The organism is Sulfurimonas sp. HSL3-1, assembly GCF_039645995.1.
Classification (GTDB): Bacteria; Campylobacterota; Campylobacteria; order Campylobacterales; family Sulfurimonadaceae; genus Thiomicrolovo; species Thiomicrolovo diazotrophicus.
In genome coordinates this window covers 531,957-555,958 of record NZ_CP147920.1, presented here as the reverse complement: position 1 = coordinate 555,958, position 24,002 = coordinate 531,957, and the positions used below count along the sequence as shown (strand labels likewise).

General features: G+C 56.1%; 27 protein-coding genes and 2 tRNA genes. 11 read left to right on the top strand and 18 right to left on the bottom strand.

The features are described from left to right. Positions 1 to 31: 31 nt before the first annotated feature. Both rimO and tilS read left to right on the top strand, forming a co-directional pair. Positions 32 to 1,351 carry a 30S ribosomal protein S12 methylthiotransferase RimO gene (gene rimO / locus WCY31_RS02865; protein WP_345973050.1) on the top strand — a complete coding sequence of 440 codons (1,320 nt, stop codon included), beginning with the start codon at positions 32 to 34 and terminating at the stop codon, positions 1,349 to 1,351. Continuing rightward, a complete protein-coding gene (gene tilS / locus WCY31_RS02860; RefSeq protein WP_345973049.1) occupies positions 1,344 to 2,357 on the top strand; it encodes a tRNA lysidine(34) synthetase TilS in 1,014 nt (337 codons plus the stop codon). Before rimO ends, tilS begins: the two co-directional genes overlap by 8 nt. Here the strand turns inward: tilS and WCY31_RS02855 are convergent. From WCY31_RS02855 to WCY31_RS02825, 7 genes are read right to left on the bottom strand one after another with little or no spacing between them, the layout of a single operon-like run. Next, a complete protein-coding gene (locus tag WCY31_RS02855; protein ID WP_345970744.1) occupies positions 2,305 to 2,814 on the bottom strand; it encodes a cell division protein ZapB in 510 nt (169 codons plus the stop codon). The genes tilS and WCY31_RS02855 overlap by 53 nt on opposite strands. Beyond that, positions 2,814 to 3,311 (bottom strand): hypothetical protein, encoded by a 498-nt coding sequence (locus WCY31_RS02850; RefSeq protein ID WP_345970743.1) that lies wholly within the window; start codon positions 3,309 to 3,311, stop codon positions 2,814 to 2,816. The genes WCY31_RS02855 and WCY31_RS02850 overlap by 1 nt, the downstream gene beginning before the upstream one ends. Further along, complete coding sequence (locus WCY31_RS02845; protein WP_345973048.1) at positions 3,301 to 4,086, bottom strand: hypothetical protein; 786 nt, start codon at positions 4,084 to 4,086, stop codon at positions 3,301 to 3,303. The genes WCY31_RS02850 and WCY31_RS02845 overlap by 11 nt, the downstream gene beginning before the upstream one ends. Then, positions 4,073 to 4,921, bottom strand: a complete 849-nt coding sequence (locus tag WCY31_RS02840) for a tyrosine-type recombinase/integrase (protein ID WP_345973047.1) — start codon at positions 4,919 to 4,921, stop codon at positions 4,073 to 4,075. The genes WCY31_RS02845 and WCY31_RS02840 overlap by 14 nt, the downstream gene beginning before the upstream one ends. A gap of 5 nt (positions 4,922 to 4,926) precedes the next feature. After that, positions 4,927 to 5,580, bottom strand: a complete 654-nt coding sequence (locus WCY31_RS02835) for a lysophospholipid acyltransferase family protein (protein ID WP_345973046.1) — start codon at positions 5,578 to 5,580, stop codon at positions 4,927 to 4,929. Position 5,581: 1 nt separating this feature from the next. Next, positions 5,582 to 6,889 carry a tRNA (N6-isopentenyl adenosine(37)-C2)-methylthiotransferase MiaB gene (gene miaB / locus WCY31_RS02830; protein ID WP_345971509.1) on the bottom strand — a complete coding sequence of 436 codons (1,308 nt, stop codon included), beginning with the start codon at positions 6,887 to 6,889 and terminating at the stop codon, positions 5,582 to 5,584. A 21-nt stretch (positions 6,890 to 6,910) separates the two neighbouring features. Beyond that, positions 6,911 to 7,153, bottom strand: a complete 243-nt coding sequence (locus WCY31_RS02825) for an HP0268 family nuclease (RefSeq protein ID WP_231020309.1) — start codon at positions 7,151 to 7,153, stop codon at positions 6,911 to 6,913. A 195-nt stretch (positions 7,154 to 7,348) separates the two neighbouring features. On the opposite strand from WCY31_RS02825, the gene nusA reads away from it, so the two are divergent. Beyond that, entirely contained in the window at positions 7,349 to 8,497 is a 1,149-nt protein-coding gene (gene nusA / locus WCY31_RS02820) for a transcription termination factor NusA (RefSeq protein ID WP_345970739.1), read from the top strand. A 73-nt stretch (positions 8,498 to 8,570) separates the two neighbouring features. Here the strand turns inward: nusA and WCY31_RS02815 are convergent, their stop codons facing one another. Both WCY31_RS02815 and WCY31_RS02810 read right to left on the bottom strand, forming a co-directional pair. Then, positions 8,571 to 9,533 carry an ABC transporter permease gene (locus WCY31_RS02815; RefSeq protein WP_345973045.1) on the bottom strand — a complete coding sequence of 321 codons (963 nt, stop codon included), beginning with the start codon at positions 9,531 to 9,533 and terminating at the stop codon, positions 8,571 to 8,573. Between the two features lie 95 nt (positions 9,534 to 9,628). Next, a complete protein-coding gene (locus tag WCY31_RS02810; protein WP_345970737.1) occupies positions 9,629 to 10,963 on the bottom strand; it encodes a hypothetical protein in 1,335 nt (444 codons plus the stop codon). 231 nt (positions 10,964 to 11,194) lie between these two features. Between WCY31_RS02810 and WCY31_RS02805 the strand changes: the two genes are divergently transcribed. After that, positions 11,195 to 11,692 carry a hypothetical protein gene (locus WCY31_RS02805; RefSeq protein WP_345973044.1) on the top strand — a complete coding sequence of 166 codons (498 nt, stop codon included), beginning with the start codon at positions 11,195 to 11,197 and terminating at the stop codon, positions 11,690 to 11,692. Between the two features lie 78 nt (positions 11,693 to 11,770). On the opposite strand, the gene fabI is transcribed toward WCY31_RS02805, so the two are convergent. The 3 genes from fabI to WCY31_RS02790 are packed head-to-tail and all read right to left on the bottom strand — an operon-like array spanning position 11,771 to position 14,509. Beyond that, positions 11,771 to 12,592: an enoyl-ACP reductase FabI gene (gene fabI / locus WCY31_RS02800; RefSeq protein ID WP_345973043.1), complete on the bottom strand. Its 822-nt coding sequence runs from the start codon at positions 12,590 to 12,592 to the stop codon at positions 11,771 to 11,773. A 1-nt stretch (position 12,593) separates the two neighbouring features. Further along, a complete protein-coding gene (locus WCY31_RS02795; RefSeq protein ID WP_345973042.1) occupies positions 12,594 to 13,310 on the bottom strand; it encodes a triose-phosphate isomerase in 717 nt (238 codons plus the stop codon). Continuing rightward, entirely contained in the window at positions 13,307 to 14,509 is a 1,203-nt protein-coding gene (locus WCY31_RS02790) for a phosphoglycerate kinase (protein ID WP_345970733.1), read from the bottom strand. Before WCY31_RS02790 ends, WCY31_RS02795 begins: the two co-directional genes overlap by 4 nt. 80 nt (positions 14,510 to 14,589) lie before the next feature. Here WCY31_RS02790 and nadD point away from each other — a divergent pair, with 80 nt between their 5' ends. From nadD to WCY31_RS02765, 5 genes are all read left to right on the top strand, one after another. Next, positions 14,590 to 15,135, top strand: coding sequence for a nicotinate (nicotinamide) nucleotide adenylyltransferase (gene nadD, locus WCY31_RS02785; protein WP_345970732.1), 546 nt, complete (start codon positions 14,590 to 14,592; stop codon positions 15,133 to 15,135). Further along, a complete protein-coding gene (rsfS, locus tag WCY31_RS02780) occupies positions 15,120 to 15,446 on the top strand; it encodes a ribosome silencing factor (RefSeq protein WP_231020300.1) in 327 nt (108 codons plus the stop codon). The genes nadD and rsfS overlap by 16 nt, the downstream gene beginning before the upstream one ends. Before the next feature lie 57 nt (positions 15,447 to 15,503). After that, a tRNA-Arg gene (locus WCY31_RS02775) sits at positions 15,504 to 15,580 on the top strand. Positions 15,581 to 15,964: 384 nt separating this feature from the next. Beyond that, on the top strand, positions 15,965 to 16,603 hold the full coding sequence (locus WCY31_RS02770) for a hypothetical protein (RefSeq protein WP_345973041.1): 639 nt from the start codon (positions 15,965 to 15,967) through the stop codon (positions 16,601 to 16,603). 87 nt (positions 16,604 to 16,690) lie between these two features. After that, positions 16,691 to 16,767: transfer RNA gene (locus tag WCY31_RS02765), tRNA-Arg, on the top strand. A 21-nt stretch (positions 16,768 to 16,788) separates the two neighbouring features. Here WCY31_RS02765 and WCY31_RS02760 read toward each other — a convergent pair. The 6 genes from WCY31_RS02760 to gmhA form a co-directional block, all read right to left on the bottom strand. Continuing rightward, positions 16,789 to 17,331 carry a phosphatase PAP2 family protein gene (locus WCY31_RS02760; RefSeq protein WP_345973040.1) on the bottom strand — a complete coding sequence of 181 codons (543 nt, stop codon included), beginning with the start codon at positions 17,329 to 17,331 and terminating at the stop codon, positions 16,789 to 16,791. A gap of 13 nt (positions 17,332 to 17,344) precedes the next feature. Continuing rightward, a complete protein-coding gene (gene ccoS / locus WCY31_RS02755) occupies positions 17,345 to 17,569 on the bottom strand; it encodes a cbb3-type cytochrome oxidase assembly protein CcoS (RefSeq protein WP_231020294.1) in 225 nt (74 codons plus the stop codon). Positions 17,570 to 17,581: 12 nt separating this feature from the next. Then, positions 17,582 to 20,002, bottom strand: coding sequence for a heavy metal translocating P-type ATPase (locus WCY31_RS02750; protein ID WP_345973039.1), 2,421 nt, complete (start codon positions 20,000 to 20,002; stop codon positions 17,582 to 17,584). After that, positions 19,995 to 20,489: an asparaginase domain-containing protein gene (locus WCY31_RS02745; protein ID WP_345973038.1), complete on the bottom strand. Its 495-nt coding sequence runs from the start codon at positions 20,487 to 20,489 to the stop codon at positions 19,995 to 19,997. The genes WCY31_RS02750 and WCY31_RS02745 overlap by 8 nt, the downstream gene beginning before the upstream one ends. After that, a complete protein-coding gene (gene gmhB / locus WCY31_RS02740) occupies positions 20,486 to 20,992 on the bottom strand; it encodes a D-glycero-beta-D-manno-heptose 1,7-bisphosphate 7-phosphatase (RefSeq protein WP_345973037.1) in 507 nt (168 codons plus the stop codon). The genes WCY31_RS02745 and gmhB overlap by 4 nt, the downstream gene beginning before the upstream one ends. Positions 20,993 to 21,113: 121 nt before the next feature. Then, entirely contained in the window at positions 21,114 to 21,704 is a 591-nt protein-coding gene (gene gmhA / locus WCY31_RS02735; protein WP_345973749.1) for a D-sedoheptulose 7-phosphate isomerase, read from the bottom strand. 182 nt (positions 21,705 to 21,886) lie between these two features. Between gmhA and rho the strand changes: the two genes are divergently transcribed. Further along, entirely contained in the window at positions 21,887 to 23,209 is a 1,323-nt protein-coding gene (gene rho, locus WCY31_RS02730; RefSeq protein WP_345970725.1) for a transcription termination factor Rho, read from the top strand. 4 nt (positions 23,210 to 23,213) lie between these two features. Continuing rightward, the gene (gene murI, locus WCY31_RS02725; protein WP_345973036.1) at positions 23,214 to 23,966 is read left to right on the top strand and encodes a glutamate racemase; all 753 of its coding nucleotides are present in this window, start codon (positions 23,214 to 23,216) and stop codon (positions 23,964 to 23,966) included. Positions 23,967 to 24,002: the final 36 nt, after the last annotated feature.

The following is a 24,002-nucleotide window of genomic DNA, read 5'->3' as shown; positions in this document are numbered from 1 at the left end:
GAAAACCGCTGTGCCCTCTCACAGGCAAAGCATGAGTACAAAAAAACTGCATATCGTCTCGTTGGGATGCACCAAGAATCTTGTCGACACCGAAGTCATGATGGGACGGCTACAATCATATGAGCTGACCCATCAGAGCGAAGACGCCGACGTCATCATCGTCAACACCTGCGGCTTCATCGATGCGGCAAAGGAGGAGTCCCTCAATACGGTCCTGAGCCTCGATGCCGGCCGTAAAGAGGATTCGGTACTCGTCATGGCCGGCTGCCTCAGCGAACGCTACAAAGAGGAGCTGAGCAAAGAGCTCAGCGAAGTCGACATCTTCACCGGCGTCGGCGACTATGACAAGATCGACGAGCTTCTGGCGGCAAAGCAGAGCCGCTTCAGCGACGAAGTCTACCTCATCGACGGCGCCGAGCGCGTTGTCACCGGCTCGACTTACCACGCCTACGTTAAACTCTCAGAGGGGTGTAACCAGAGCTGCTCTTTCTGCGCGATCCCCTCCTTTAAGGGCAAGCTCCACTCCCGGACACTTGAGAGCATCGCCGCCGAAGTCGAGGGGTTAGTGAAGAAAGGGTACTACGACTTCAGTTTCATCTCCCAGGATTCCAGTTCCTTCCTGCGTGATCAGGGTTTCAAGGACGGGCTTGTCCACCTCATCAAGCGCATCGAGCTGATCGAGGGGGTCAGAAGCGCACGTATCCTCTACCTCTATCCCACGACGACATCGATGAAGCTACTGGAGACGATCGCGAAGTCAAAGACCTTCCATAACTACTTCGATATGCCGATCCAGCATATCGACGACGCCATGCTTAAGATCATGAAACGCGGTGCCGGCCGGGAGCAGACGGGGAAGCTGCTCGATTACATGCGCCGGCTGCCGGAGAGTTTCGTACGCACCAGCTTCATCGTCGGCCATCCCGGCGAAACAGAGGAAAGCTTCAAGACAATGTGCGACTACGCCCGTGATTTCGGTTTTGACCGTATCAACGTCTTCGCCTACTCCGACGAAGAGGGGACAAGCGCTTTTGAGCGTACGGACAAGGTCGCCCCGGAGATCATTGCGGAACGCGCCGAGATCCTGGGCGCCATCGCCGAAGAGGCGAAGCTCGCCTCCCTCCAGGAGATGGTCGGCCGCGAGATCACCCTTGTTATCGACGGCGAAAGCGACGAGCACGAATACCTCCTTAGTGCTCGCGACCTGCGCTGGGCCCCCGAGATCGACGGCGAGATCTACGTCAACGACAACGCCCTCGACGAAGAGCTCTCCTTCGGTGTCCCCTACCGCGCCAAGATTACCGAACTCGTCGGAGGGACACTGACGGCGACCGTTACGGGCCATGCTTGAGGCCAAAACCCTTCCGCTCCTAGCGAAGGGAAAAAACCTGCTGGCGTTCTCCGCCGGCATTGACTCCACCGCCCTGTTTTACCTGCTGCTGCACGAAAAAATCCCCTTCGATATCGCCCACGTCAACTACCATACCCGCGAACAGAGCGATGCAGAGGCCGACCATGCCCGCGCACTCGCCGCACAGTACGGCAAACAGTGCTACGTTCACGACTGCGGTGAGATCTCCGAAAACTTCGAGGCGGAGGCCCGCCGCATCCGGTACGGTTTCTTTGACACTTTGATGGAGGCGTACGGTTATGACGTCCTGCTGACGGCACACCAGCTCGATGACCGGCTGGAGTGGCTGCTGATGCAGTTGTGCAAGGGGGCCGGGCTGCCCGAGCTGCTGGGGATGGCCCCGGTCACACAGCGTAAGGGATACCGGCTAGTCCGCCCTTTACTAAGTAGCACAAAAAACGACCTGCGATCCTGGCTGGACACGCAAGGCTACCGCTACTATCAAGACAATTCCAACGGTGACCCGCGCTATAAACGCAACCGCTTCCGGGAACAGTATGCGGGACCGCTGCTGGAGCAATACCGCAGCGGAATTCAAAACTCGCTGGAGTTTCTCAGCCGCGATGCAGCGGCCCTGCCGCCGCTGCCCCGTCCCACCATCGAGACGGAGTTACTGATGTATACCGGTCGGCAGGAACGTACGGCGCTGATGCGCGCCGTCGACCGTTGGTTGAAGCAGAGGGGGTACCTGCTCCGCCAGGGGGAAAAAGAGCGGATGATAACCGAAAACGATCTGCTCATCGGGCGCCGTTACGCACTGAGCATCACACCGCAATGTACCTTGGTGACGCCGCTGACAGCGCGAACGATGCCGAAAGCCTTCCGTGAGGAGTGCAGAGTGCTGGGGATCGGCGCGAGCGTCCGCCCCTATCTCTGTGCGAACAAGGCGTACTTTAACGCCGTGAAGAGCGCGCTGGATGCGGCAAAGGGCGAAGCGCGAACGTGACCCGTACCGCCCCGCGGTCGGCCTGCATGGAAACAGAAGGCCCGACCTTCAAAACCCATGGTGCCGTATCGAGGCTGCCGATCAGCGTATAAAATGCCATCGGGGTTTTCACCCGCGCCGCGATCTCAAACCCTCCATCCGTTGCCGTTACGCTCACCGTGGCATCGCCCAGTACCGTTGCAACCCACGCCTGAAGCTGTGTAGCATCAATACTGTTCTCGAAACGCTCCGAAAGCCGGGTATCTTCCGCGGCCAGTTGCTCTTTTGCTTCATAAAGGCGGTCATATTCCATCTGAAGCCTGTCGCTGTGCTCCACCGCACGCTGGACGTCATCCTGGAGTTGCAGGTAAGCTTTCGTCTCCGGGATCAGCACACCTATCGTCACGCCGAGGATCAGGAAAATGACCGCGAAAAGCGAAAGGGTCAGTTCAAAGCTCGTACTCTGGCGTCTCAGCATCACTGCAACCCTCCCGTCACGTTGAACCGGAGAGTAAACCTACCGGATCTCTCCGAGGCGGAGGCCAGAACATAGCGTCCCGAAAGCCCCCGCTCGAGGTCCGCCTTCAGTGCGTCGAAACGGCGGCATGTCCCTTCAAAAAGGATCTGCTTCTCATCATACGCGAAACGCGACAGCACGGCGTCGTCGGGAATGCGGTCGAGCAGATCATAGAGCTGATCCGCCAGGAGCTTGTCCATGGCCACGATCTGCTGCCACACCACCTTTTTCTTCGTGAACTGCGCCTGCTGGGCCTGCAGCTGCGCCGTCTGCAACAGGATCGTCCCCTGGGCATGCTGCTCTTTCTGCGCTGCAGTGCGCAGCTCCCCGTTCATCAGGTGTAAGGAAGCCGATGCCGCCAACAGGAGAGCGACCAGGATAGCCCCGCCGACCCACACCCGGCGGACAGCGGCTGTAAAGGGGCTTTTGACCGCCTGATCAATAAAACTATAATCCATAGCCGTTCTCCTTCATACACGTTTGTGCGCAAAGCGCGGCGGCATCGACCATGCGGTTCTGCGCCTCGACCAGCAACGTCTCTTCCAAGGCCGCTGCAAGTTCCTCTCCCGACCCGGTGGCGTCGAGGATATAAACGGCCTCGACAAATTCTCCGCGGCAGCACGGTTTGCCATAGTAGGTATCAAGCGTCGTCGTGATTTTCTCCACCATCGGCGCCGCGGAACCGTTCCCGTCACAGCGATACTGCTCCGCGAAACGCAAATGGCTCTCTTTGACAACCGCAAGGCTCATCCCCCCGGACGTAATCAGCACATAAAGCGCATGCGCACCCGCCATTGTCGATTCGAAATAGGCATGCAGCACGGCAAAGGGAGTGTAAATGGCATCGGGTGCCAGATCCGCATATCCCGCCTGGATACCGTAAAGCACCTCTTCGTCGCAGTAGTTCATCCACTCTTCATCGATACAGAGCGTCCGGCTCCGCTCGACGATCGGAGCCATCTCCTTCGCCTTGGAGAGTGAACAGGTCGGCAAAGCACCGCACCGTTCATGATCGGTCAGTACGGCGATGTAGTTATAGGGCGTACGATCAACCGCTTCTTGCAAAAAGGCGATTGCCTCTTCGTCCAGGCCGGCGAAGAATACCCGCTGCCGCACCTGAACCTCTCCGCGTCTCGTCTGCGTCATGACACCGATCTGCAGCGTGTCGTTATGCGCATAGAGGCCGATGAAGACCTTGTCATAAAAGCGGGCGAGAAAATCAGCCAATGCCATCGGTTTCCTTGCACAGCGGATGGGCGATCCGGTAATGCTTCATTTTTAGGGCACTGCCCAGTTTCGTATAGATCTGCGTCGTTGCCATCGACGCATGGCCCAGCAGTTCGCTCACGTCGGCGATCCGGGCATCATGATTGAGCAGTTCGGTCGCATAGGCATGGCGGAGCTGATGCGGTGTCACCTTCAGGCCGACCCGCGCAAAGGCCCTGTTAACGAGATATCTTAAACTATTTTCGCTTAAACGCCTACCGTTACACTCGCAAAGGAAAGTTCGTGGAGCACACGTTTGCCGGTGGGCCGCTATCGCCTCAGAGGCGGCAGGCGGCAGCGGAACATCGCGGACCTTGTCTCCCTTTCCGCGAATGCGCACCCACTCCCGGCCGATCTGGTCGAGGCTTAAGCCGTGCAGTTCCGAAAGGCGCAGCCCGAGGGTATAGAGCAGGACCACCACCAGCCGTTCCTCCGGTTCGGCAACCGCGAGGGCTTCCATGATATGCGAGTGAGAGACAGGTTTGGGAAGAGTTTTGGGGACTTTGATGCTTTCGTCCGCGCGGAGTTCCACCGCCTGCCCCTGTTTTTTCAGGTAGGCGATGTAGCTGCGCCAGGCGCTGAGTTTCTTCGCGATCGTCCTGGGCTTTTGCGAAGCGATCATCAGCCGGTAGGGCATCAGGTCGACGACCGAGATGCCTGACTCATCCGCCACTTCGACCCGGGGGAGGGCCTCCCGGAGCGCCTCGTCGTAACTCTTGACCGTCAGATCCGAATAACCCCGGATATCCAATAGATAGTCAAGAAAGTCGAGTCGGTTTTGGACGAGGTCGGCTTTGGTCATTTTTTCTACTCCAGTGCGTGTTCCATCAGTTTCGATTTTACCACGTCTTTGGCCGCGTCCAGTTCCAGCCCATTCAGATCGATCGGCTCGGAGGCGTAGAACGCCAACCGGCCGAAAGGTTTTGGAACGACGAAGCGGTCCCAGCTCTTCAGACGCCAGCAGCGGCTCGGCACGCAGTTGAAGACAATGACCTTCGCCCCGGTCTTCTGCGCCATGGCGACGATCCCGTCCGCTACTTCATAGCGCGGTCCTCGGGGGCCGTCGGGGGTGATGCCGATATCCGTCCCCGCTTTGAGGGTGCGCATCGCCGCAATCAGCACCTTCGCGGCCTTGCGGTTGGAAGATCCGTGGATGGTGCCCAGGCGGAAAAAGCGCATCACCTGCGCGATAATTCGGCCGTCAAAATGGTCCGAGATCATGACGTTGGCATTGGGGATCTTGCGGAAACGGTAGTAGAGGTAGGGCATCAGCAGCAGGTCCCCGTGCCAAAAGGCGAAAATGACGGGGTCCTCCGGCACATGCTTCGGAAGGTTGAACTGTTTTTTGGAGGTATGATAGATAACACGGATCAGCAGGGCGCCGATCGGCGGGAGGAGCCAGAGACCCAGCTTCTGAAGCAGCGCCTTCTTGAACGACTGTCGCTTCGTTTTTGCCGCCATCTTATTCGCCGACCAGCTCCCCTACCTGGCCCATGCGGTAGGTCTGGGTAATGCGGACGTCCGCGAACTGCCCCAGCAGCTCCTCGCTGCCTTTGACTTTGATCAGAATGTTGTTGTCGCTGCGCCCGGCCACATAGCCGTCGCTGCGCAGTTCTTCGAAATAGACGGTGAAAGTTCTGCCCAGATACGCTTTGCACTTTTCGTCCAGCATCGCGTCATGCATGCTCTGCAGGCGCATCAGGCGCTCCGATGCGACCTCCGGGTCGACCGTTTCGCTGTACTCCGCCGCTTCGGTCAGGGGACGGGGGGAGTATTTGAAACTGAACATCTGCTCAAAGGAGGATTTGCGGACGACTTCCATCGTCTCTTCGAAATCCGCCTCGCTCTCCCCGGGGAAGGCGACGATGACGTCGGTACTGATGCTCACATCAGGCACCATCGTCCGGAGCTTCTCGATGCGGTTGAGGAACCACTCCTTGGTATAGCCGCGTTTCATCGCTTTGAGAATGGGTGTCGAGCCGCTCTGCAGCGGGACGTGGATGGACTTGCAGATCTTCGGGTTGGAGGCGAACTCCCCGATAAACTCGTCATCCATGTGGAAAGGATGCGGCGAGGTAAAACGGATACGCTCGATCCCCTCGACGGCGCTGACGCGGCGCAGCAGTTCGGTAAAGTTGATCTTCTCATGCTCCCCTGAAAAACGGCGGCCGTAGTTGTTGACATTCTGCCCCAACAGGAAGATCTCTTTGGCGCCGGTTGCCGCCGCTTTCTCCGCCTCTTTAACGATCAGGTCGGCGGGAATGGAGATCTCGTCGCCCCGGGTCTTGGGCACGATACAGAAAGTACACTGCTTGTCGCAGCCGATAGAGATGTTGATGAAAGCCTTCCACGGCGAACTGCGGAACTCGCTGAAGGCGAACTGGGACTCGTCGTAATCGATTTCCGTCTCAACGGCCTTGTCCCGGTGCAATACATCGGTGATCTTGGAGACGTTGCGCGCCCCCAAAACAAAGTTGACGTAAGGGGCCTTTTTAATGATCTCCTCGCCGAGATGCGAGGCCGTGCAGCCGCATACGCCGATCTTCGCATCGGCCTTTTTCTTTTTGTTGAACGCGCCCAGTTCGGAGAAGAGTTTGTGCACCGGCTTTTCGCGGACGGAACAGGTATTGATCAGGATCAGGTCCGCCTCTTCGGCCGTGTCGCACAGCGCATAATCCTCTTTTTGGGAGAGTTCGGCGATCATATGTTCGCTATCGCGGACGTTCATGGCACAGCCGAGGGTTTCGATAAACAGTTTTTTCACAGGAATGCTTTGGGTGCCCGGGAGGGCTTAGAGGATATGCACTTCGTACATATATTCGTTATCGGCAAGACCGAAACGTACTTCGCGCATATAAACGCTTTTACCTTCGTTCTCGAAGTGTTCCTGCAGTGCCAGCAGGTCCTTGTGCGAGTTTTCACGGTCAAAGTAAAGGATCACAGAACCCTCTTTTTCGACCATTCCCTCGATCTTATCGACATCAACTTTCTTCGGTTTCTTATCGGTGTGACTGCGAGCGATTTTAAGCTCCATACTCATCCTTTCTCCCGCCTCATATCAGCGCTATTAATAATGACGCGATTATAGCCCGCGTTTGATTAAGCATGCATTAAGTTGTATGCTTAGTGGCAACTTTAGTGTTTTTTGGGTATAATACTACCCTTCTATAAAAAACAATCACACCTCATTTTTTTATGGAACGACTAGCGAATACACACAGGGATAGTTATGGAAAATATTCTGGACATTATTGAATCGATCGCACACGAAAAAGGGCTCTCCTCCGAAAACGTGAAAGAAGCGGTCAAAGCGGCATTTATCCAGACGGCCAAGCGCCTGGTCAACCCGGAGTTCGCCTATGATGCGGAAATCGATCCTGAGACAAAGAGCATCCGCGTCTACCAGACCATTACCGTTGTGGAAGATGACGACGAACGCCTTGAAGGCGAAGAGGCCGCTGCCTACATCGGCCTGACCCGTGCCAAGGCCGAGGTTGACCCCGACGTCGAAGTCGGCGACGAGTTCCAGATCGAGCACGACATCGAATCCCACGGCCGTACCGCGGCCGCAACACTGTTCCGCGAAATCGAGTTCCATATCCAGCGCATGGTCGAGAACGAACTGTACAACAAGTACAAAGAGAAGATCGGCACCATCGTCTCCGGACGCGTTACCCGCGTCGACGGCAAGCAAAACACCTACATCGAAATGGAAGAGGTGAAAGCCGTTCTTCCGATGAAAAGCCGTATCAAGGGCGAGCACTTCAAAGTCGGCGACGTCGTCAACGCCGTTGTCCGCCGCGTCAACATCGACAAGGTCAACGGTATCTCCATCGAACTGTCGCGCACCTCTCCGAAATTCCTCGAAGAGCTGCTCCGCCTCGAAGTGCCCGAAATCAACGACAAACTCGTCATCGTCGAAAAGTGCGCGCGCATCCCGGGCGAACGCGCCAAGATCGCCCTGCTTTCTACTCACCCGCAGGTTGACCCGGTCGGCGCGACCGTCGGTGTCAAAGGGGTCCGTATCAACGCCGTCAGCGACGAACTGCTGGGCGAAAACATCGACTGTGTCGAATACACCTCCGTTCCTGAACTCTTTATCGCCCGTGCGATGAGCCCTGCCATCATCAGCTCCGTGACGATCGAAGGCGACCCGGAGGATGAAGAGAGCGAAGCAAAAGCCATCGTCACCCTGCCGAGCGACCAGAAATCCAAAGCGATCGGCAAGAGCGGTATCAACATCCGTCTGGCATCCATGCTCACCGGCTACGCCATCGAGCTCGTCGAGCAGGGCGGAACCGCGACTACCGAAGAGGGCATGCCTGCCGAAGAGAAGAAAGAGGACCTCTCCTCTCTCGAAGCGCTGTTCGGCGAATAAACTCCGCGTTTCCTACAAACGCTTCAAAGGGTGGGAACACCCTTCCCCCTTACATCGCTTTACTGCGTTCTACCTATCCCCGTTTTGCATAAGGGTTCAGTTTCAGCAGCAGCATATCCGCCAGCATATTTCCCAGCAGCGTCAGAAACGCCGTGATCATCAGAATACCCATAATAACGGGATAGTCTCGGCTCAGTGCGCTCAGGTAGAAGAGCTGCCCCATCCCCTCGATACCGAAGATCTGTTCCAGGATAACACTGCCGCCGATGAGCCCGGGCAATGAGAGCCCCAAAAGCGTAATGACGGGGGGCATCAGGTTCGGCAAAATGTAACGCCGAAAGAGTGTCCGTTCCGGCAGGTCTCTTGCCTTTGCGAAGAAGTAGTAGTCGCTTTTGAGAATCTCCAGCGTCAGGGAGCGGACATAGACCGTCATCGACCCCAATGCCAGGAAGACCATGACGAATACGGGGAGGATCAGGTGCCACGCCGTATCAAGCCAGTAGGCCGCCCCCTCTTCCGGTCCGCCGATACTGTGTAACCCCGTGATCGGCAGCCACTCCAGCTCGACACTGAAGAGCAGGATCATCAGCAGTGCCAGGTAGAATGATGGCATCGCGAACGAGACCAGTGAGAGCTGTCGGATGGCATGGTCCGCCTTTTGCTCAAAGCGCATTGCCGCCTTGATACCCATCCAGAGCGACAGAGCAAAGACGAGCAGCAAGGAGACGATATTGATCCCCAGCGTGATCGGAAGACGCTTCATGATCTCAGCGGTCACGTCCTGCCCGCTGACAAAGGAGATGCCGAAATCGAGCTGCGTCATATTGACAATCCAGTCCGTATACTGCTGCCAGAGCGGCTTGTCCAGCCCGTAAACGGCTTTGAGGCGATCGATGGCCTCTGCAGACATGTTCGGGTTGAGTTCTCCGCCGCTTAGAAAACTGTTGGGGGCAGCATGGATGGCCAAAAAAGAGATGATCGTAATGAGCAGGAGCATCAGCAGCAGGTAACCTGCCTTGCGCAAGAGTAGGTTCAAAGCGTGTACTTTTTGTTGGGTTGAAAAATTATAGCGGGAAAAGAAATAAAGAAAAGAAAGGGTTCCGCCCGGAGGCGGAAGAAGAACTTCCGGAATTAGAAGTTCAGTGTCAGGTAAGCCTGAACAGTGTTGTAAGCGTCGCCGTTGTTTTGGTCGTCCGCAGTAGTGTTAATGTATACGAGAGTAGCATCAAGAGCGCCCAGCAGTGTTGTACCTGCAGAGAGAGTCAGTTCGCTCATGTCAACATCGCCACCGTAGAAGAAGTCGTTGTTCGTTGACGTGCTTGTATAGAACGCACCGAGATCGAATCCGCTAAGTGCAGCTGTCGCCGTTACGTTGAAGGCAGTTGTATCCGGGCGTGTAACGTACCCGTAATTCCACCATGCTTCCGTGTACAGTTTAGACTGAGCGTAACGAAGATCTGTCGCAGTATTGAAAGCTGCACCCACGATACCGTTGTCATCGCTTACAGAGGAGAAAGCACCTTTGACTGTGAACGCGTCAGTTGAATAACCGAGCATCGCAGCATAAGCGGTGTTTGCATCCAGGGTAGTCAGGTCGCCTGTATCTGTACTGTTGTACTGACCGCCGAGCATGATGCCTTCCATATTCAGGTCAGCCTGGATCCAGTAAGCCTGTGCCATACGCGTAACGTCATAGTACCACGCCTGAACCGTCAGCGGTTTAAACGAGTTGTTGACGATAGCGAATGCGTATGCACCGTCTGTACCGTATGTAGCAAATTTACCGTCTGCGTTCGCAACACCACCTGTCGCGAGACCAAGCTGATAAACGTTACTTGTGTTTACACCAGGGCCGAAGACCGGGCTGTCACCGTACCACTCTGTACCGTTACCGTTACCGACGTATGCAGCAACCAGTGTTGTATCCGGGAGGTCTTGGTTAAGAAGAACAGCTGCTTCAAAAGTGTTCTGCTCGATAGACCAAGTCTCTGTAAACGCCATCGGAGTATCGAGTGCCATACGACCGACTTTAGCCGTTGTGTGACCCAGAGTGATCGCCGCCCATGCTTCGCTGAACCAGCTTGCATTTTCAACTTTAGCACCGCCAAGAGCAGAACCATAGTTATTGCCGTTTCCAGCTACAGCAGTGTGAGAACCTGCCCAAACGTTGGAAACGAAGTTGTTTTCGAGTCCGAGGCTTGAAATAGCCGTATAAGTAGCACCGGCAGAAACGATTGGCAGCAGATCAGCACTAACGCTCAGGTGAAGCGCAGCATCTGCAGCAGAAGAGTCTTTATCGAAAAGAGCACCACTCGGATCAGATGCTACTGCATCATAACCTTTACCATCAGCATCCCATGTGCTATAGAAAACCTGAGCGTCACCGCTGATCTTAACATTATCAACCGCAAACGCACTAACACCCATCAGCATAGCTGCTGCCAGGCTCATTTTGACTAACTTCATTCATTCTCCTTCAAGTTAAGCTTGACCTATGTTTAAGTTTCGTCGCCGTCCATTCTAACACACAAATCTTAAAAAATTCTGTAATTCAAAAGAAATTTCTACACCCTCTAAACCCCCTGTACAGCGGGCTTGATAGCTTTGTGATAATATTAAAAAAGTCTATCATTCTCCCAAAGCTTCGATTATGTTTAATATAACTATACTATGCAAGAAAACTCAAAGGAAACAAGTATGAAACATTTTATGCCCATTATGTTGGCAAGTTGTATCCTTCATGTAACGGTAGGTGCCACTGACATAGACACAAGCTCTCCCTCGCAGAACACTCAACTCAATGCCATCACCCCCTCAGGGAAGATCGACCCTGAAAAAAAGGGTTTTTTGCAGCGTGCCTATGAAGAAGAGGAAGAGACGGCTGCACCGTCCGACACCGAGCCGGAGTCGGTTGCCGAACCGGAGCGCTCGTCGGTCGATACTGCTGATCCAGAAACAGTTGATAATAATACGGCGCCTCTGATGGAAACGAATGCTTCGGCGAAAGTAAGCGGCGCTGAGGAATCGGAAGAGAAGACAGAGGAGGAAGCTGACTCTGAATCTGATTTTCGTAAATGGTTCACACTACAATACTATTATGACAAATGGGACCGCTACCTTGATGAGAAAGAAAAAAGACGTACGAAACCGTTGCATTCTGAAAAACTCAATGAAATGCCGGTCATAGGAAAATGAATTAGGAAGGATTGGCGCTGTAGAGGGCACCTTCTATAAATAAGATGAAGAGAGCATAACGCTCTCCTCGGTAAAAGATTACTTGTTCTCGTCCCAGCTGAGGACTGTTCTGCCCTCGGCGTTCTTCTCGACGGCAGCCATCCCCATAATGTTATAGCCGGCATCGACGTAGTGGATTTCGCCCGAAACGCCGGATGCAAGGTCGCTCAGCAGATACATCGCAGAGTTCCCGACTTCTTCGATCGTGACGTTCTTCTTCAGCGGGGCGTTGAGTTCGTTCCAGCGCAGGATCTGTTTGAAGTCGCCGATGCCCGCTGCGGCCAGGGTCTTGATCGGACCGGCGCTGATGGCGTTGACGCGCTGTCCCTTCGTCCCGAGGTCGACCGCCATATAGCGAACCGTTGACTCCAGGGCCGCCTTCGCGACACCCATTACATTATAGTTGGCGACGTATTTCGGTCCGCCGAGGTAGCTCAGTGTCAGGATCGATGCATCGTCCGTCAACACCGGCTGGAGCTTGTTCGTCAGGTCGATCAGCGAATAGACGGAGATCTCCATGGCGATGTTGAACGCGCTCTTGGTAGTCTCCAGGAAACTGCCGGTCAGCGCCTCTTTCGGTGCAAAGGCGACGGAGTGGACGAGGAAATCGATCTTGCCCATATCCTTTTCGATCAGACCTGCAATCGCATCCATATGATCGGGATTGGAGACGTCAAGCTCATAGACCTTGTCCGAGCCGAACGATTCGGCGATGGGTTCTACACGTTTTTTGAGCGCATCGTTGAGGTAGGTGAACGCCAGTTCCGCCCCCTGCTCATGGCACGCCTTTGCGATACCGTATGCGATAGATTTATCATTTGCCAGTCCGACGATCAGACCCTTTTTGCCTTTCATCAACATATTAAACCTCCTGTTTATTAATTTGTTTCGCCGTGGCGATCATTTTGCAGAAATCATCCGGGTCGAGCGCGCCGCTTCCGACAAGCGCCCCGTCCACATGCTTCAGTGCCAGAATGGGAGCCACGTTACCGACTTTAACGCTGCCGCCGTAGAGCAGCGGAGCCTTCGTCAGCTTTGCCAGGGCACCGTGGATCAGTTCTATCTCGTTTTCACTGGGAACGCGGCCCGTACCGATCGCCCAGACCGGTTCATAGGCAATGACCAGGTTTCCGTAACCGAGATCAATCCCCTCGAGCTGTTCGGCAAGATAGGCCATCAACGTTTCGCTCCCCGCGTCGCGCACCTCCAGCGGTTCCCCGATGCAGTAGACGATTCGGAACCCCAGCGCTTTGAAATAGGCGAACTTCTCCGCGACAACTTCCTGGGACTCTCCCAGAATATGGCGGCGTTCCGAATGACCGATCAAAATGGTGTGGATCCCGAACTCGTCAAGCTGTTCCGTTCCGATCTCACCGGTGTAGGCACCATTGTCGGTCGGCCACGCGTTCTGCGCACCGACAGTCACATCGCCTTCGCTGCGGCAGAGTGCCGTCGCGGGCGGGAAGACCATCACCTCATCGGAGATCTCCGCTTCGGCAATATAGGCCGTCACTTTGGCCAGATACGCCTTGGTGGCGGCACGGGTATGGTTCGTCTTGAAGTTGGCCGCGATGATCAATCGTGTTCCTTGATCACAAGCGGCTTGACACCCGGAAGTACTTTGCCTTCAAGCAGCTCCAGGGATGCCCCGCCCCCCGTGGAGATAAAGGTCATCTCTTCGTCAAGGCCGATACGCTGGACCAGGTCCGCCGTATCCCCTCCGCCGACGACCGTCGTGGCGTAGGAGTCGGCGACGAAGTGGGCGATCTTGCTGGAACCGCGGGCGAAACGTTCCATCTCGTAAACGCCCATCGGACCGTTCCAAAGTACCGTCTGAACGTCATTGAGGACTTCGCGGTAGAGACGGACAGTTGCCGGCCCGATGTCGAGGCCCATCCACCCCTGCGGGATCTCCTGTGCCGACACAAGTTTGCTCGTGGCATCCGCGGAGAAGGTCTGCGCGGCGACAACGTCGACCGGCAGATAGAACTTCACCTTGCGGCGGCGCGCCTCGTCCATGATCTTCTGCGCCTCTTCGAGCAGGTCGTCTTCGACCAGGGAGTTGCCGATATCGTAGCCCAACTGTTTAAGGAAGGTAAAGGCCATCCCTCCGCCGATGATGATCTTGTCGACGCGCGGCAGCAGGTTGATCAGCGCTTCGAGCTTGCCCGACACCTTGCTCCCGCCGACGATCGCCGCAAAGGGACGCACCGGCTGTTTGATCAGCGTTCCGAAGAAGCGGATCTCTTTTTGCAGCAGGAAGCCCGCCGCCTTGTGCTTCTCATCAAAATGTTTGGTGATCGCCTCAACGGAGGCATGGGCGCGGTGGCTGACGCCGAACGCATCATTGATATAGAACTCCGCCATCCCCGCCAGCTTCTCGGCAAGAATATCATCATTTTTCGTTTCGCCTTTTTCAAAGCGAAGGTTTTCCAGAAGAAGGACTTCATGGCGCGGCAGTGCCGCCGCTTTGGCAATGGCATCTTCGCCGACGACATCCTTCGCCAGCGTGACACTGCGCTTGAGCAGCTGCTGCAGACGCAGGCGTACCGGTTCGAGGGAGTACTTCGGATCAACCTCGCCCTTCGGACGTCCCATGTGCGATGCCAGGATGACGGCGCAGTCTTTATCCAGGCAGTAGTTGATCGTCGCTATCGCCGAACGGATACGGCGGTCATCGGAGATATTCCCGAATGAATCCAGCGGCACATTGAAATCACAGCGGATAAATACTTTCTTGTCCTGCAGGTCCAGATCTTTGATATTGAGAAGCTCCATGCAGTGTCGTCCTTCACTAGAGTTATGATTGTGCGTGATTTTACCCAAGCTAAGATATAATTTCGTTAAAAAGCGGGGCCATGGCGATAGCGATTTTCGGCGGTTCTTTCGATCCTCCCCATGCCGGGCACGCCGCCGTCGTTTCACGGGTTCTTGAGACCCTGCCGATCGAAATGCTCTATATCGTACCGGCATACGTCAACCCTTTTAAAAGCGGCACGCACGCCCCGCCGGCACTGCGTCTGAGATGGCTTGAACGCATTTTTGCCTCTATGGAGCGCGTCCGTGTCAGCGCATTCGAAATCGAAGAGGGTCGTCCCGTTCCGACGATTGAGACCGTCCGCCATTTCAAAGCGGTCGATCCGGAGATCTACCTCATCATCGGTGCGGACAACATCGGTACGCTTACGAAGTGGCATGAGTATGAGGCGTTGAACCGGATGGTCACCTGGGTCGTGGCCAGCCGGCCGGGCAGTCACGTCCCCGCGAACTATCTGCGCCTGGACGTCGATGTCGACGTCAGCTCGACCGAACTCCGTTCTCTGGAGAAGACCCATCTCATCCCCGACGGCGTCCGGGAAGAAATTGAAAACTATTACAAGGATATTCAGTGCAAAAACGCTTAGAGAAAATTATTGACGTACTTGACCGCAACAAAGCGGAGGCGATCGAACTCTTCGATCTTCGCGAGCGGGACTACTTCGTCGACTACGTCATCATCGCCACCTCCCTGGGTGAACGCCATACCCACGCTCTTCTGGACTATCTGAAGAAGGACCTCAAGCCGGGCGAACAGTTCAACCAGGTGGATGAAAGCGGCGAATGGATCGTCGTTGATCTCGGTGACGTTCTTATCCACATTATGACGCCGGAATACCGCAGCAAATACGATATGGAGACTTTTTTGACGGAATTGGCTCAGAAGCAGGATTTTTAAAAAAACTATAAGCTTTTACAGCTATAATTTCAGCCTCCTTAAACGGATAACTGGTGTGCGCTCGTAGCTCAGCTGGATAGAGCACTGGTTTGCGGTACCAGCGGTCGGGCGTTCGAATCGCTCCGGGCGCACCATTTACTTTCAAGAATACAATCCACACAAACATTCTTACTACTGTTAAACGATTTTCAAAGTATTCAACACATATGTCATGTGTCATACCCATCTTGATTTGGCTAAAGTAAGCTATTTCATAACGTTTCAGAAAATCAACGACGATCGGCAGCACCTGCGATCGGGGTGTTGTTTCTCCCGCTGCGGCGACTTCTTCGATGCGAGGTTTCCGATCGCGGGAGTCTGTGACTTGATCCGTTCCGGCCACACCATCAATCTTACCTATTTTGCTCTCGCTTTTCCAATACAGCCCTAGGACAGACATTTTTCTGTTACTTTATAACTTCGTATAGCCTTTGCACTTGTTTGGAGTACAATAGCGCAACCAAAACTCCGGAGACCCGATGTTCGAAAAAGCCAAAGCCTTCATGCTGGATCACCTAAAAGCCTTCGGGGTCGATCCCCTCCCTCCCGTTATCGAGACCCGGGGCAAAGGCGTTTCGCTGCTGCAGAATGAAGAGGGGAGCGTCATCGTCATCGGCAGCGCCACCGATACCGAGACCCTTCCCCTTGTCGAATGGATGGTCGCGACGGGCAAAGCCCTGCTGCAGCAGCAGGGCAGCGATATCGTCCCGCTCCTCCTCGGCAACGAAAGCGAAAACAATAAAGAGCTGCTGCGCATTGCCGACGATCTCTTCTATATTATCGACCTGGCCGCCATCTACCAGTGCTACCTCCAAAACCCCGTGGAAGCGTACTGCATCTACGATGACGCTATCGAGCTGAAAGACGAAGAGAGTCTCCATCCCATCGCCGTCGCTTTGGGGCTCTCCCACCCCAGGGGTCTGGAAGCGATGGGCTTTGATAAAAAAGAGCATGCCGTCGTCGTCGAAGAAGCGGAGTTTTTCAAGCCCATTGTCATACAGAAGCGTCCGGACCTCTCTTTGCTCATCGCGCTGCAAAACGCCTGGCAAAAGCAGAAAGGGAGTGATTTCAGACTCAGAGTCGAGGGGCAGGTGCTCCGGTTCCTATCCGCAGCCTGAATCCTCTGTGCGGGGAGAAAACGCCGTATATGCCACTATGGCGCGGTTTAAAGATTGTAAGTTATAATTTCGCGCTTCACTAACGATGCGTCCGTAGCTCAGCTGGATAGAGCACTGGTTTCCGGTACCAGGAGTCGGGGGTTCGAATCCCTCCGGGCGTACCACTTTTTCACCCACATCGATCCTCAAAACTTTTTTTGAAACACCAATCCGTATTGTTTTTTGCCGACCACGGGAAGAAAAGAGATTTCCCTATTGAACTTTTTGGTAAACAGGTACGTGCCGATGATCCCGATTGTGGCACCGGCAAGGACATCCTCAACGGCGTGGGCCTTTACCTCCACACGGCTCCAACCGACATAAACGGCTGCCAGATACGCTGGAAGTCCATAAGACGTGCCATAACGCTGTTGCAGAAATGAGGCCCCAGAGAACGCGGCAGCCGTATGGCCGGAAGGAAAGGAATCCTGACCGCTGCCATCGGGACGCCTTTTATCAATGCTGTACTTGAGCGCGTAGGTGACCCCCATGGTCGTCGCGAACGCTTCGGCGAACTGCAGCGCCCCTTCGCCGTCATGATGGTAGGCAGTCGCCGCCGCCGCACAGAGCGGAAGAATGACGCTAAGCGCATCTCCCGATCGTTCAATCGTGTCATTAGCGCTGCCCGGCGATGAAAGCAGCAGGGCACACATCAGGATAAAAGGAGAAAAGCGTCTGGTGCGTTTCACAACACTCCCGGCCCTACTCCGGCCGGTACTCCTCTTTTTTCTTCTTCATTGCTTTTTTCTTTTCCGCCTGCTTCGCGGCGTCATTGAGTTCGTCCTCCCCGTCGTACTGCACCTGGTTGAGGAACTTCTCTTTGTCATCGAACTGCCCGGTCCGGATAGCCCACATGATCCCCAGCAGTGCCAGCGATCCCAGAAAGACCGAGACGGCCAGCATCATGATAATCACCCAACTGTCCATGTCTCTCCTTTTTCAGCGGCGTTTGGCCGCGCGCTTCCAGCTGTAGGCGATGCGCATCGAGTTGCCCACGACGAGCAGGGAACTCAGCGACATCGATATTGCGGCGACAAGGGGGATGATATAACCCGCCATCGCCAATGGGACTGTGACGGCATTATACACCAGAGACAGGCCGAGGTTCTGCTTGACCAGGCCATAGGTCGCCCGCCCGATCCTGAACGCCTCCTCGAGGGAGGTGAGCGAATCGTTCATCAGGACCACGTCGCTGACGTCGATGGCGATGTCGCTGCCGTTGCCCATGGCAATACCGATTTCCGCCTGGGCCAGCGCGAGGATGTCGTTGACGCCGTCGCCGGCCATCACGACCTTGTGCCCCTCGCTCTGCATCTGTGCGACCAAAGCCGCTTTCGCTTCGGGGGTCAGCTCCGCATGGTAGTGCTCGATCCCGACTTCCGCAGCCACCTTCCGAGCAGAGCGTTCGTGGTCCCCCGTCAGCATGATGACGTCGATGCCGGCATGGGTCAGTGCACGGATCGCCTCTGCCGCATCAGGGCGGGGTTTGTCAGCCAGTTCAAAACGGGCGACCAGTGTCTCGCCGACGGCAAAATAGAAGAGTGTATGCGCGCTCTCGTCGGCGGGAGCGATCCCCTGGTCGCGCATCAATGCGGCATTGCCGCCGCTGAGCATCTGCTCCTCGCAGCGCGCGACCATCCCCTTGGCCGCGATCTGCCGCACCTCATCGAGAATGGGCAGTGCCGTCAGTTCCGCTTCACCGCTGAGATACTCGGAAACGCCGATGGCGACGGGGTGTTTGGAGGCGTTGAGCAGGGCCTGGAGTTTCAGGCGGTAGCCTTCACTGTCTGTGCCATACCACTGTACGTCAACGACCTGAGGCCGCCCCTCGGTGATGGTCCCTGTTTTGTCGAGCACCAGGGTATCGGTCTGCGCCAGGGTCTCGAGTTGGGCAGCCTCTTTGAAGAGGATGCCCCGCTTCGCCCCCTGCCCCAAGCCGACCAGGGTCGCCACCGGCGTCGCCAACGCCAGGGCGCAGGGGCAGGCGATGACAATGACGGAGATACCGACCATAAAGGCGATATTGAAAGGGTGCGGCCAGAACCACCAGACAAAGAAGGTACCGAAGGCCAACAGCAAAATAACGGTGGAGAAGTACTCCGAAAGCCTATTCGCCAACTGCTCAATGCGCGGTTTCTTGGCCATGGAGCGTTCGAGCATCGTCAGGATGTTCGACAGGGTCGAGTGTTCAAAATCCTTCGTCGCCTCATACTGTACGACGGCATCGATGCTCGTCGTGCCGCTGACGACGCTATCGCCTGTGCGTTTATAGATAGGGTCGCTCTCCCCCGTCAGGCTCGATTCGTCGAAGCTCCCCTCGCCCGAGAGGATTTCCCCATCTATGCCCGCTTTCTCCCCCGCTTTGAGCAAAATGACGTCGCCGACGACGACCTCATTAACGCTGACGTTCACCTGGGTGCCATCTTTGAGCAGGGTTACCTCCCCGGGTACATGCTTGGAGAGCACATCGAGAGTATCGGCGGCGCTTTTTTTGCTGAGCACCTCAAGGAACTTGCCGACAAGCACGAAGGTGATGATCATCGTCACCGAGTCGAAATAGGCTTCGCCCAGCTCGAATAGGGTGATATAGATGGAGTAGAGATAGGTCAGCGACGCCCCGGTCGCGACAAGGATGTCCATGTTGACCGACCGGGTACGGATGCCGTAGTAGGCTCCCCTGAAGAAGACCCAGCCGCTGTAGAAGAGCACCGGCGTCGAGAGAATCCACTCGGCGACGTTGAGGATGTTCTTGATCCCCTGCGTCATTCCCGTAAAGAAGCCGGCGTACTGCGCCACGGCGATGGTCATGATGTTCATCATCGCAAAAACGGCGACGGCGATACGAAGGTAGTAATCCTTGCGCTCCTTCTCCGCCCGCGCTTCCTGGATCTGCGGATCGTACGGAAAAGCATCGTAGCCGATGGCGCGGATCATGTCGATGATTTGGGAGAGTTTGAGCACCTCGTCGTCCCAGACGATCCGCGCCTTGTTGTTCGTATGGTTGATGTGCGCCTCGACGATGCCCTCCATCTTGTGCAGTGCTTTTTCATTGAGCCAGACGCAGGCGGAGCAGTGGATCCCCTCGATGATGAGCGACACCTCGCTGAACCCTTCGCTGTCTATGGTGACGTAGCGGTCATAGAAGGCCGGCGAATTGAAGTTGCCGCTGTCCTCGAACTGTTCCGTCGGCGGCACGAGGGTCTCCTCGCCGAGCTTGTCGTAGAAGCGCTCCAGCCCCTCGTCTTTGAGCAGGTGATAGATCCCCTGGCACCCCTTGCAGCAGAAATGGAGCTCCCCCTCCTTGATCATGACCGATTCATCGAACTGCAGATGGCAGTGGTCGCACTTGACGTTAGACAATCTCGAAAATCCCCTCTCCACGGTTTTTGCGAATGCGGTCATAGGGCGCGATGATCCCGCTCATACAGATGTAGACCCCCGGCGCGGGTTGCGTCGCGGCGTATCCCAGCGCCATCCCCAGGTTGACGCTCGCTTCGGTTTTGTCGATGCTGTAAGGCACCATGGCGCCGGTGAGGACGATGACCCGCTCCTCTTCATCCTCTTCCATCCACTCCGCCAGGGCTTTGGCCGTCAGGTCCATCGTGTCGGTACCGTGGACGATGACGTAGACCTCTTCGTCGTCAACGTCGATGATGTTGATGAGCTGTTCGCGGTCCTCCTCGGTCATCTCCAGCGAATCTTTATAGAGCATCCCGGCAATCTCGACACTGTAAGCAAAGCTCTCGACAATATCTTCGATGGCTTCGTTGTCGAAGGGGACCTCGAGCTCCCCGCGGATGGGATCGTAGCGTTTATTGAACGTCCCGCCGGTATTGAGGATTTTCATAACAGCTCCCTTAATGATTTGATAGTGCGCGTCGCTTCCGTGTGCTTTGCATCGGCATCGAACAGGTAGGCCTCTCTGACACCGGCACGATGCGCCGCAACGATGTCGCGCTCCTTGTCGCCGACCATCACCGAACGTCCCAGATCGATGCCGAGCTCTTCCGCGGCCTGAAGCAGCATGCCGGGTTCGGGTTTGCGGCAGGTACAGGCCCCCGTCACTTCCGGATGATGCGGACAGTAGTAGACCCCGGCGATCCTGACGCCCCGCTTACCAAACTCCCCCACCATCCACTTCGTCAGATGGTCGAAATCCGCTTCGCTGTAGCGTCCGCGGGCAATGCCGGACTGGTTCGTGACAACGACGATCAGAAAACCCCGCGCCTGGTAGGCTGCGCAGAGTTCGAAGATGCCGTCGATAAACTCGAACTCCTCGATGCGATACAGGTAATCCGTGTCGACGTTGATCACGCCGTCGCGGTCGAGGAAGAGGGCAGGTTTTCCCATTGATGAAAACGCCATCCGAACTAAGTCCGGACAGCTACGCCAACGCTGAGTTCGCCTCGGCGGCGTGCCCTCGCGCCTTGCGCTCTTTGTGAATTCTCAGACATACGCATCGTCTGTTTGCCTATGCTCCGACGCCGTCGCCGAAAAGCTCTTTTTCGATCACGTCGCAGATGATGTGCCCGATCAGGATGTGCGACTCCTGGATGCGCGGTGTTGCGTTGGAGGGGACGATGATGGCGATATCGGCCATCTGTCCCATCTTGCCGCCGTCGCGGCCGACCAGGGCGACGGTCGTGATCCCCTTTGCCTTGGCGCTCTCAAACGCATTGACGATGTTCTGGGAGTTGCCCGAGGTGGAGATGCCGAAGAAGATGTCACCTTCCACACCCATGCCCTCGAGCTGGCGGGAGAAAACCTTGTCGTAGCCGTAGTCGTTACCGATCGCCGTCAGGTTCGAGGTATCGGTGGTGAGGGCCAGGGACGGGATGGAGGGGCGGTCGAAACCATAGCGGCCAACCAGTTCCGCCGCGATATGCTGGGCATCCGCCGCGCTGCCGCCGTTGCCCGCAAGCAGCGTTTTGTTGCCGCGGCGGTAGGCCTCGACACAGGCTTTAGCCGCCGCTTCGATCGTGCCCAACAGGGCGTCATCGTTCAAAATTTTTTGTTTGGTCTCTATGGAAGCTGAAATCTCTTTTTCAAGGTAGGCTCTCATCAATAGCTCTTCCTTCCTCTCTCTATTAGTAGTGATGCCATTGTACCGCCGATAGGGTAAAAAGAGCGTTACTTGTTGACAAGTAAAACGCAAATAGTATAAAATACGGGAAATCTTTCACATTAACGACCTCGATTTCTTCCTTAGAAAAATCCACTCAGCAGACATAGAGGAACACCTTCATGAGCGATACTTCGCGCAGCAACCATTCACGAAACAATAAAAACAGGACCCATAAGCCCGTCGAAGGCTACACTGTAGAGGCCCTCAGAGAAAAGACGATCGACGAACTCGTCACCATGGCCGAAGAGCTCGGTGTCGAGAGCCCCAACGAGCTCAAACGCCAGGACATCATCTTCGAAATCCTCAAGGCGCAGACGGCCCAGGGAGGCTTTATCCTCTTTACCGGTATCCTCGAAGTGATGCAGGACGGCTACGGCTTCCTCCGCTCCGTCGACAAGAGCTTCAGCGACTCCCTCAACGATGCCTATGTCTCCAGCACCCAGATCAAGCGCTTCGCCCTGCGTAACGGGGACGTCGTCACCGGCCAAGTCCGTGCGCCGAAGGACCAGGAGCGCTACTACGCCCTGCTGAAGATCGAAGCGATCAACTACGTGCCGCCCGAAGAGAGCAAAAAGCGCCCGCTCTTCGAAAACCTCACGCCCCTCTATGCCCTGGAGCAGCTCAAGCTCGAGTACCAGCCGACCCATCTCACCGGCCGTATGATGGACCTCTTCGCCCCCATCGGTAAAGGGCAGCGCGGGCTCATCGTCGCCCCGCCGCGTTCGGGTAAAACGGAGCTGATGAAAGAGATCGCCCACGGTATCAGCCACAACCACCCGGAAGCGGAACTGATGGTCCTGCTCGTCGACGAACGCCCCGAAGAGGTCACCGACATGGAGCGCTCCGTCAAGGGCGAGGTCTACTCCTCCACTTTCGACATGCCGGCAAAGAACCACGTCAAGGTCGCCGAAATGGTCATCGAGCGTGCCAAGCGCCGCGTCGAGATCGGTAAGAACGTCGTCATCCTGCTTGACTCCATCACCCGCCTCGCCCGCGCCTACAACACCGTTACACCGAGTTCAGGTAAGGTCCTCTCAGGTGGTGTCGACGCCAACGCCCTGCACAAACCGAAGCGCTTCTTCGGTGCCGCCCGTAATATCGAGAACGGCGGTTCCCTCACCATCATCGCGACAGCCCTGATCGAGACCGGGAGCCGCATGGACGAGGTCATCTTCGAAGAGTTCAAGGGTACGGGTAACTCCGAAGTGGTGTTGAGCCGCAAGATCTCCGACCGCCGTATCTTCCCGGCGATCGACATCCTCAAGTCCGGTACCCGCAAAGAGGAGCTCCTCATCGGGCCGGACGTCCTGCAAAAAGTCTTTATCCTCCGCTCCATGCTGCACAAGCAAGAGGACGAGGTCGAGGCGCTCCGTTTCCTCTACACCAAGATGCAGAAAACGAAGTCCAACGACGAATTCCTCTCCATGATGAACGAGGGCTAAACCGGTGCGTGTCGGTGTTTTCGACAGCGGTATCGGCGGCCTGACTGTCGTCAAATCCCTGCTGGAACACCGCCTTTTCGATGAGATCGTCTACTACGGCGACACCGCCCGTGTCCCCTACGGGGTCAAGGACCGCAACACCATCATCCGCTACGCCCTCGAAGCGGTGGAATTTTTCAAAAACTTCGACATTGACCTGCTGATCGTCGCCTGCAACACCGTCAGCGCCTACGCCCTGGACGAGATGCGCGCCCAGGCCCCCTTTGACGTCGTCGGCGTCGTCGAACCGGGCATCCTCGCCGCGAAGAACGCCCTGGCGAACAGCGACTCGGAGGTCCTCGTGCTCGGCACGAAGGCGACCGTCGGCTCCGGGGCCTACCAGCAGCTGCTCACCACCCACGGCTACCGCAACGTCGAAGCCAAAGCGACGGGACTCTTTGTCCCTATCGTCGAAGAGGGGCTCTTCGAGGGCGAAGTGCTCGAAAGTACGATGCACCACTACTTCGCCGGGTGCAAAGCCCCCGACGCCGTCATCCTCGGCTGCACCCACTTCCCCCTCATCGCCGGGGCGATCTCCAACTATTTCGGAGATAAAGCGCTGATGATCCACTCCGGCGAAGCGATCGTGGAGTACCTCGAAGCCCATTACGGCATCCAAGAGAGCGCCGCGAACACCGAGATGAAATTCTTCGCCTCGGAAAACCCCGACGGGCTGCGGCAGGTCGCCGCGCAGTGGCTCGGCCTCCCGACCCCGTAAGCCCGGCTAACTGCCATAAATAACCCCCGCTTCAAC

Coding starts and splice junctions, on each gene's coding strand:
- WCY31_RS02805 (WP_345973044.1), top strand. CDS start 11,195: ATGAAACATTTTATGCCCATTATGTTGGCAAGTTGTATCCTTCATGTA.
- WCY31_RS02835 (WP_345973046.1), bottom strand. CDS start 5,580: ATGGCGGCAAAAACGAAGCGACAGTCGTTCAAGAAGGCGCTGCTTCAG.
- ccoS (WP_231020294.1), bottom strand. CDS start 17,569: ATGGACAGTTGGGTGATTATCATGATGCTGGCCGTCTCGGTCTTTCTG.
- WCY31_RS02810 (WP_345970737.1), bottom strand. CDS start 10,963: ATGAAGTTAGTCAAAATGAGCCTGGCAGCAGCTATGCTGATGGGTGTT.
- rimO (WP_345973050.1), top strand. CDS start 32: ATGAGTACAAAAAAACTGCATATCGTCTCGTTGGGATGCACCAAGAAT.
- tilS (WP_345973049.1), top strand. CDS start 1,344: ATGCTTGAGGCCAAAACCCTTCCGCTCCTAGCGAAGGGAAAAAACCTG.
- rho (WP_345970725.1), top strand. CDS start 21,887: ATGAGCGATACTTCGCGCAGCAACCATTCACGAAACAATAAAAACAGG.
- WCY31_RS02770 (WP_345973041.1), top strand. CDS start 15,965: ATGTTCGAAAAAGCCAAAGCCTTCATGCTGGATCACCTAAAAGCCTTC.
- fabI (WP_345973043.1), bottom strand. CDS start 12,592: ATGTTGATGAAAGGCAAAAAGGGTCTGATCGTCGGACTGGCAAATGAT.
- nadD (WP_345970732.1), top strand. CDS start 14,590: ATGGCGATAGCGATTTTCGGCGGTTCTTTCGATCCTCCCCATGCCGGG.
- WCY31_RS02850 (WP_345970743.1), bottom strand. CDS start 3,311: ATGGATTATAGTTTTATTGATCAGGCGGTCAAAAGCCCCTTTACAGCC.
- WCY31_RS02825 (WP_231020309.1), bottom strand. CDS start 7,153: ATGGAGCTTAAAATCGCTCGCAGTCACACCGATAAGAAACCGAAGAAA.
- WCY31_RS02840 (WP_345973047.1), bottom strand. CDS start 4,921: ATGACCAAAGCCGACCTCGTCCAAAACCGACTCGACTTTCTTGACTAT.
- WCY31_RS02855 (WP_345970744.1), bottom strand. CDS start 2,814: ATGCTGAGACGCCAGAGTACGAGCTTTGAACTGACCCTTTCGCTTTTC.
- gmhA (WP_345973749.1), bottom strand. CDS start 21,704: ATGAGAGCCTACCTTGAAAAAGAGATTTCAGCTTCCATAGAGACCAAA.
- gmhB (WP_345973037.1), bottom strand. CDS start 20,992: ATGGGAAAACCTGCCCTCTTCCTCGACCGCGACGGCGTGATCAACGTC.
- nusA (WP_345970739.1), top strand. CDS start 7,349: ATGGAAAATATTCTGGACATTATTGAATCGATCGCACACGAAAAAGGG.
- WCY31_RS02845 (WP_345973048.1), bottom strand. CDS start 4,086: ATGGCATTGGCTGATTTTCTCGCCCGCTTTTATGACAAGGTCTTCATC.
- WCY31_RS02790 (WP_345970733.1), bottom strand. CDS start 14,509: ATGGAGCTTCTCAATATCAAAGATCTGGACCTGCAGGACAAGAAAGTA.
- WCY31_RS02745 (WP_345973038.1), bottom strand. CDS start 20,489: ATGAAAATCCTCAATACCGGCGGGACGTTCAATAAACGCTACGATCCC.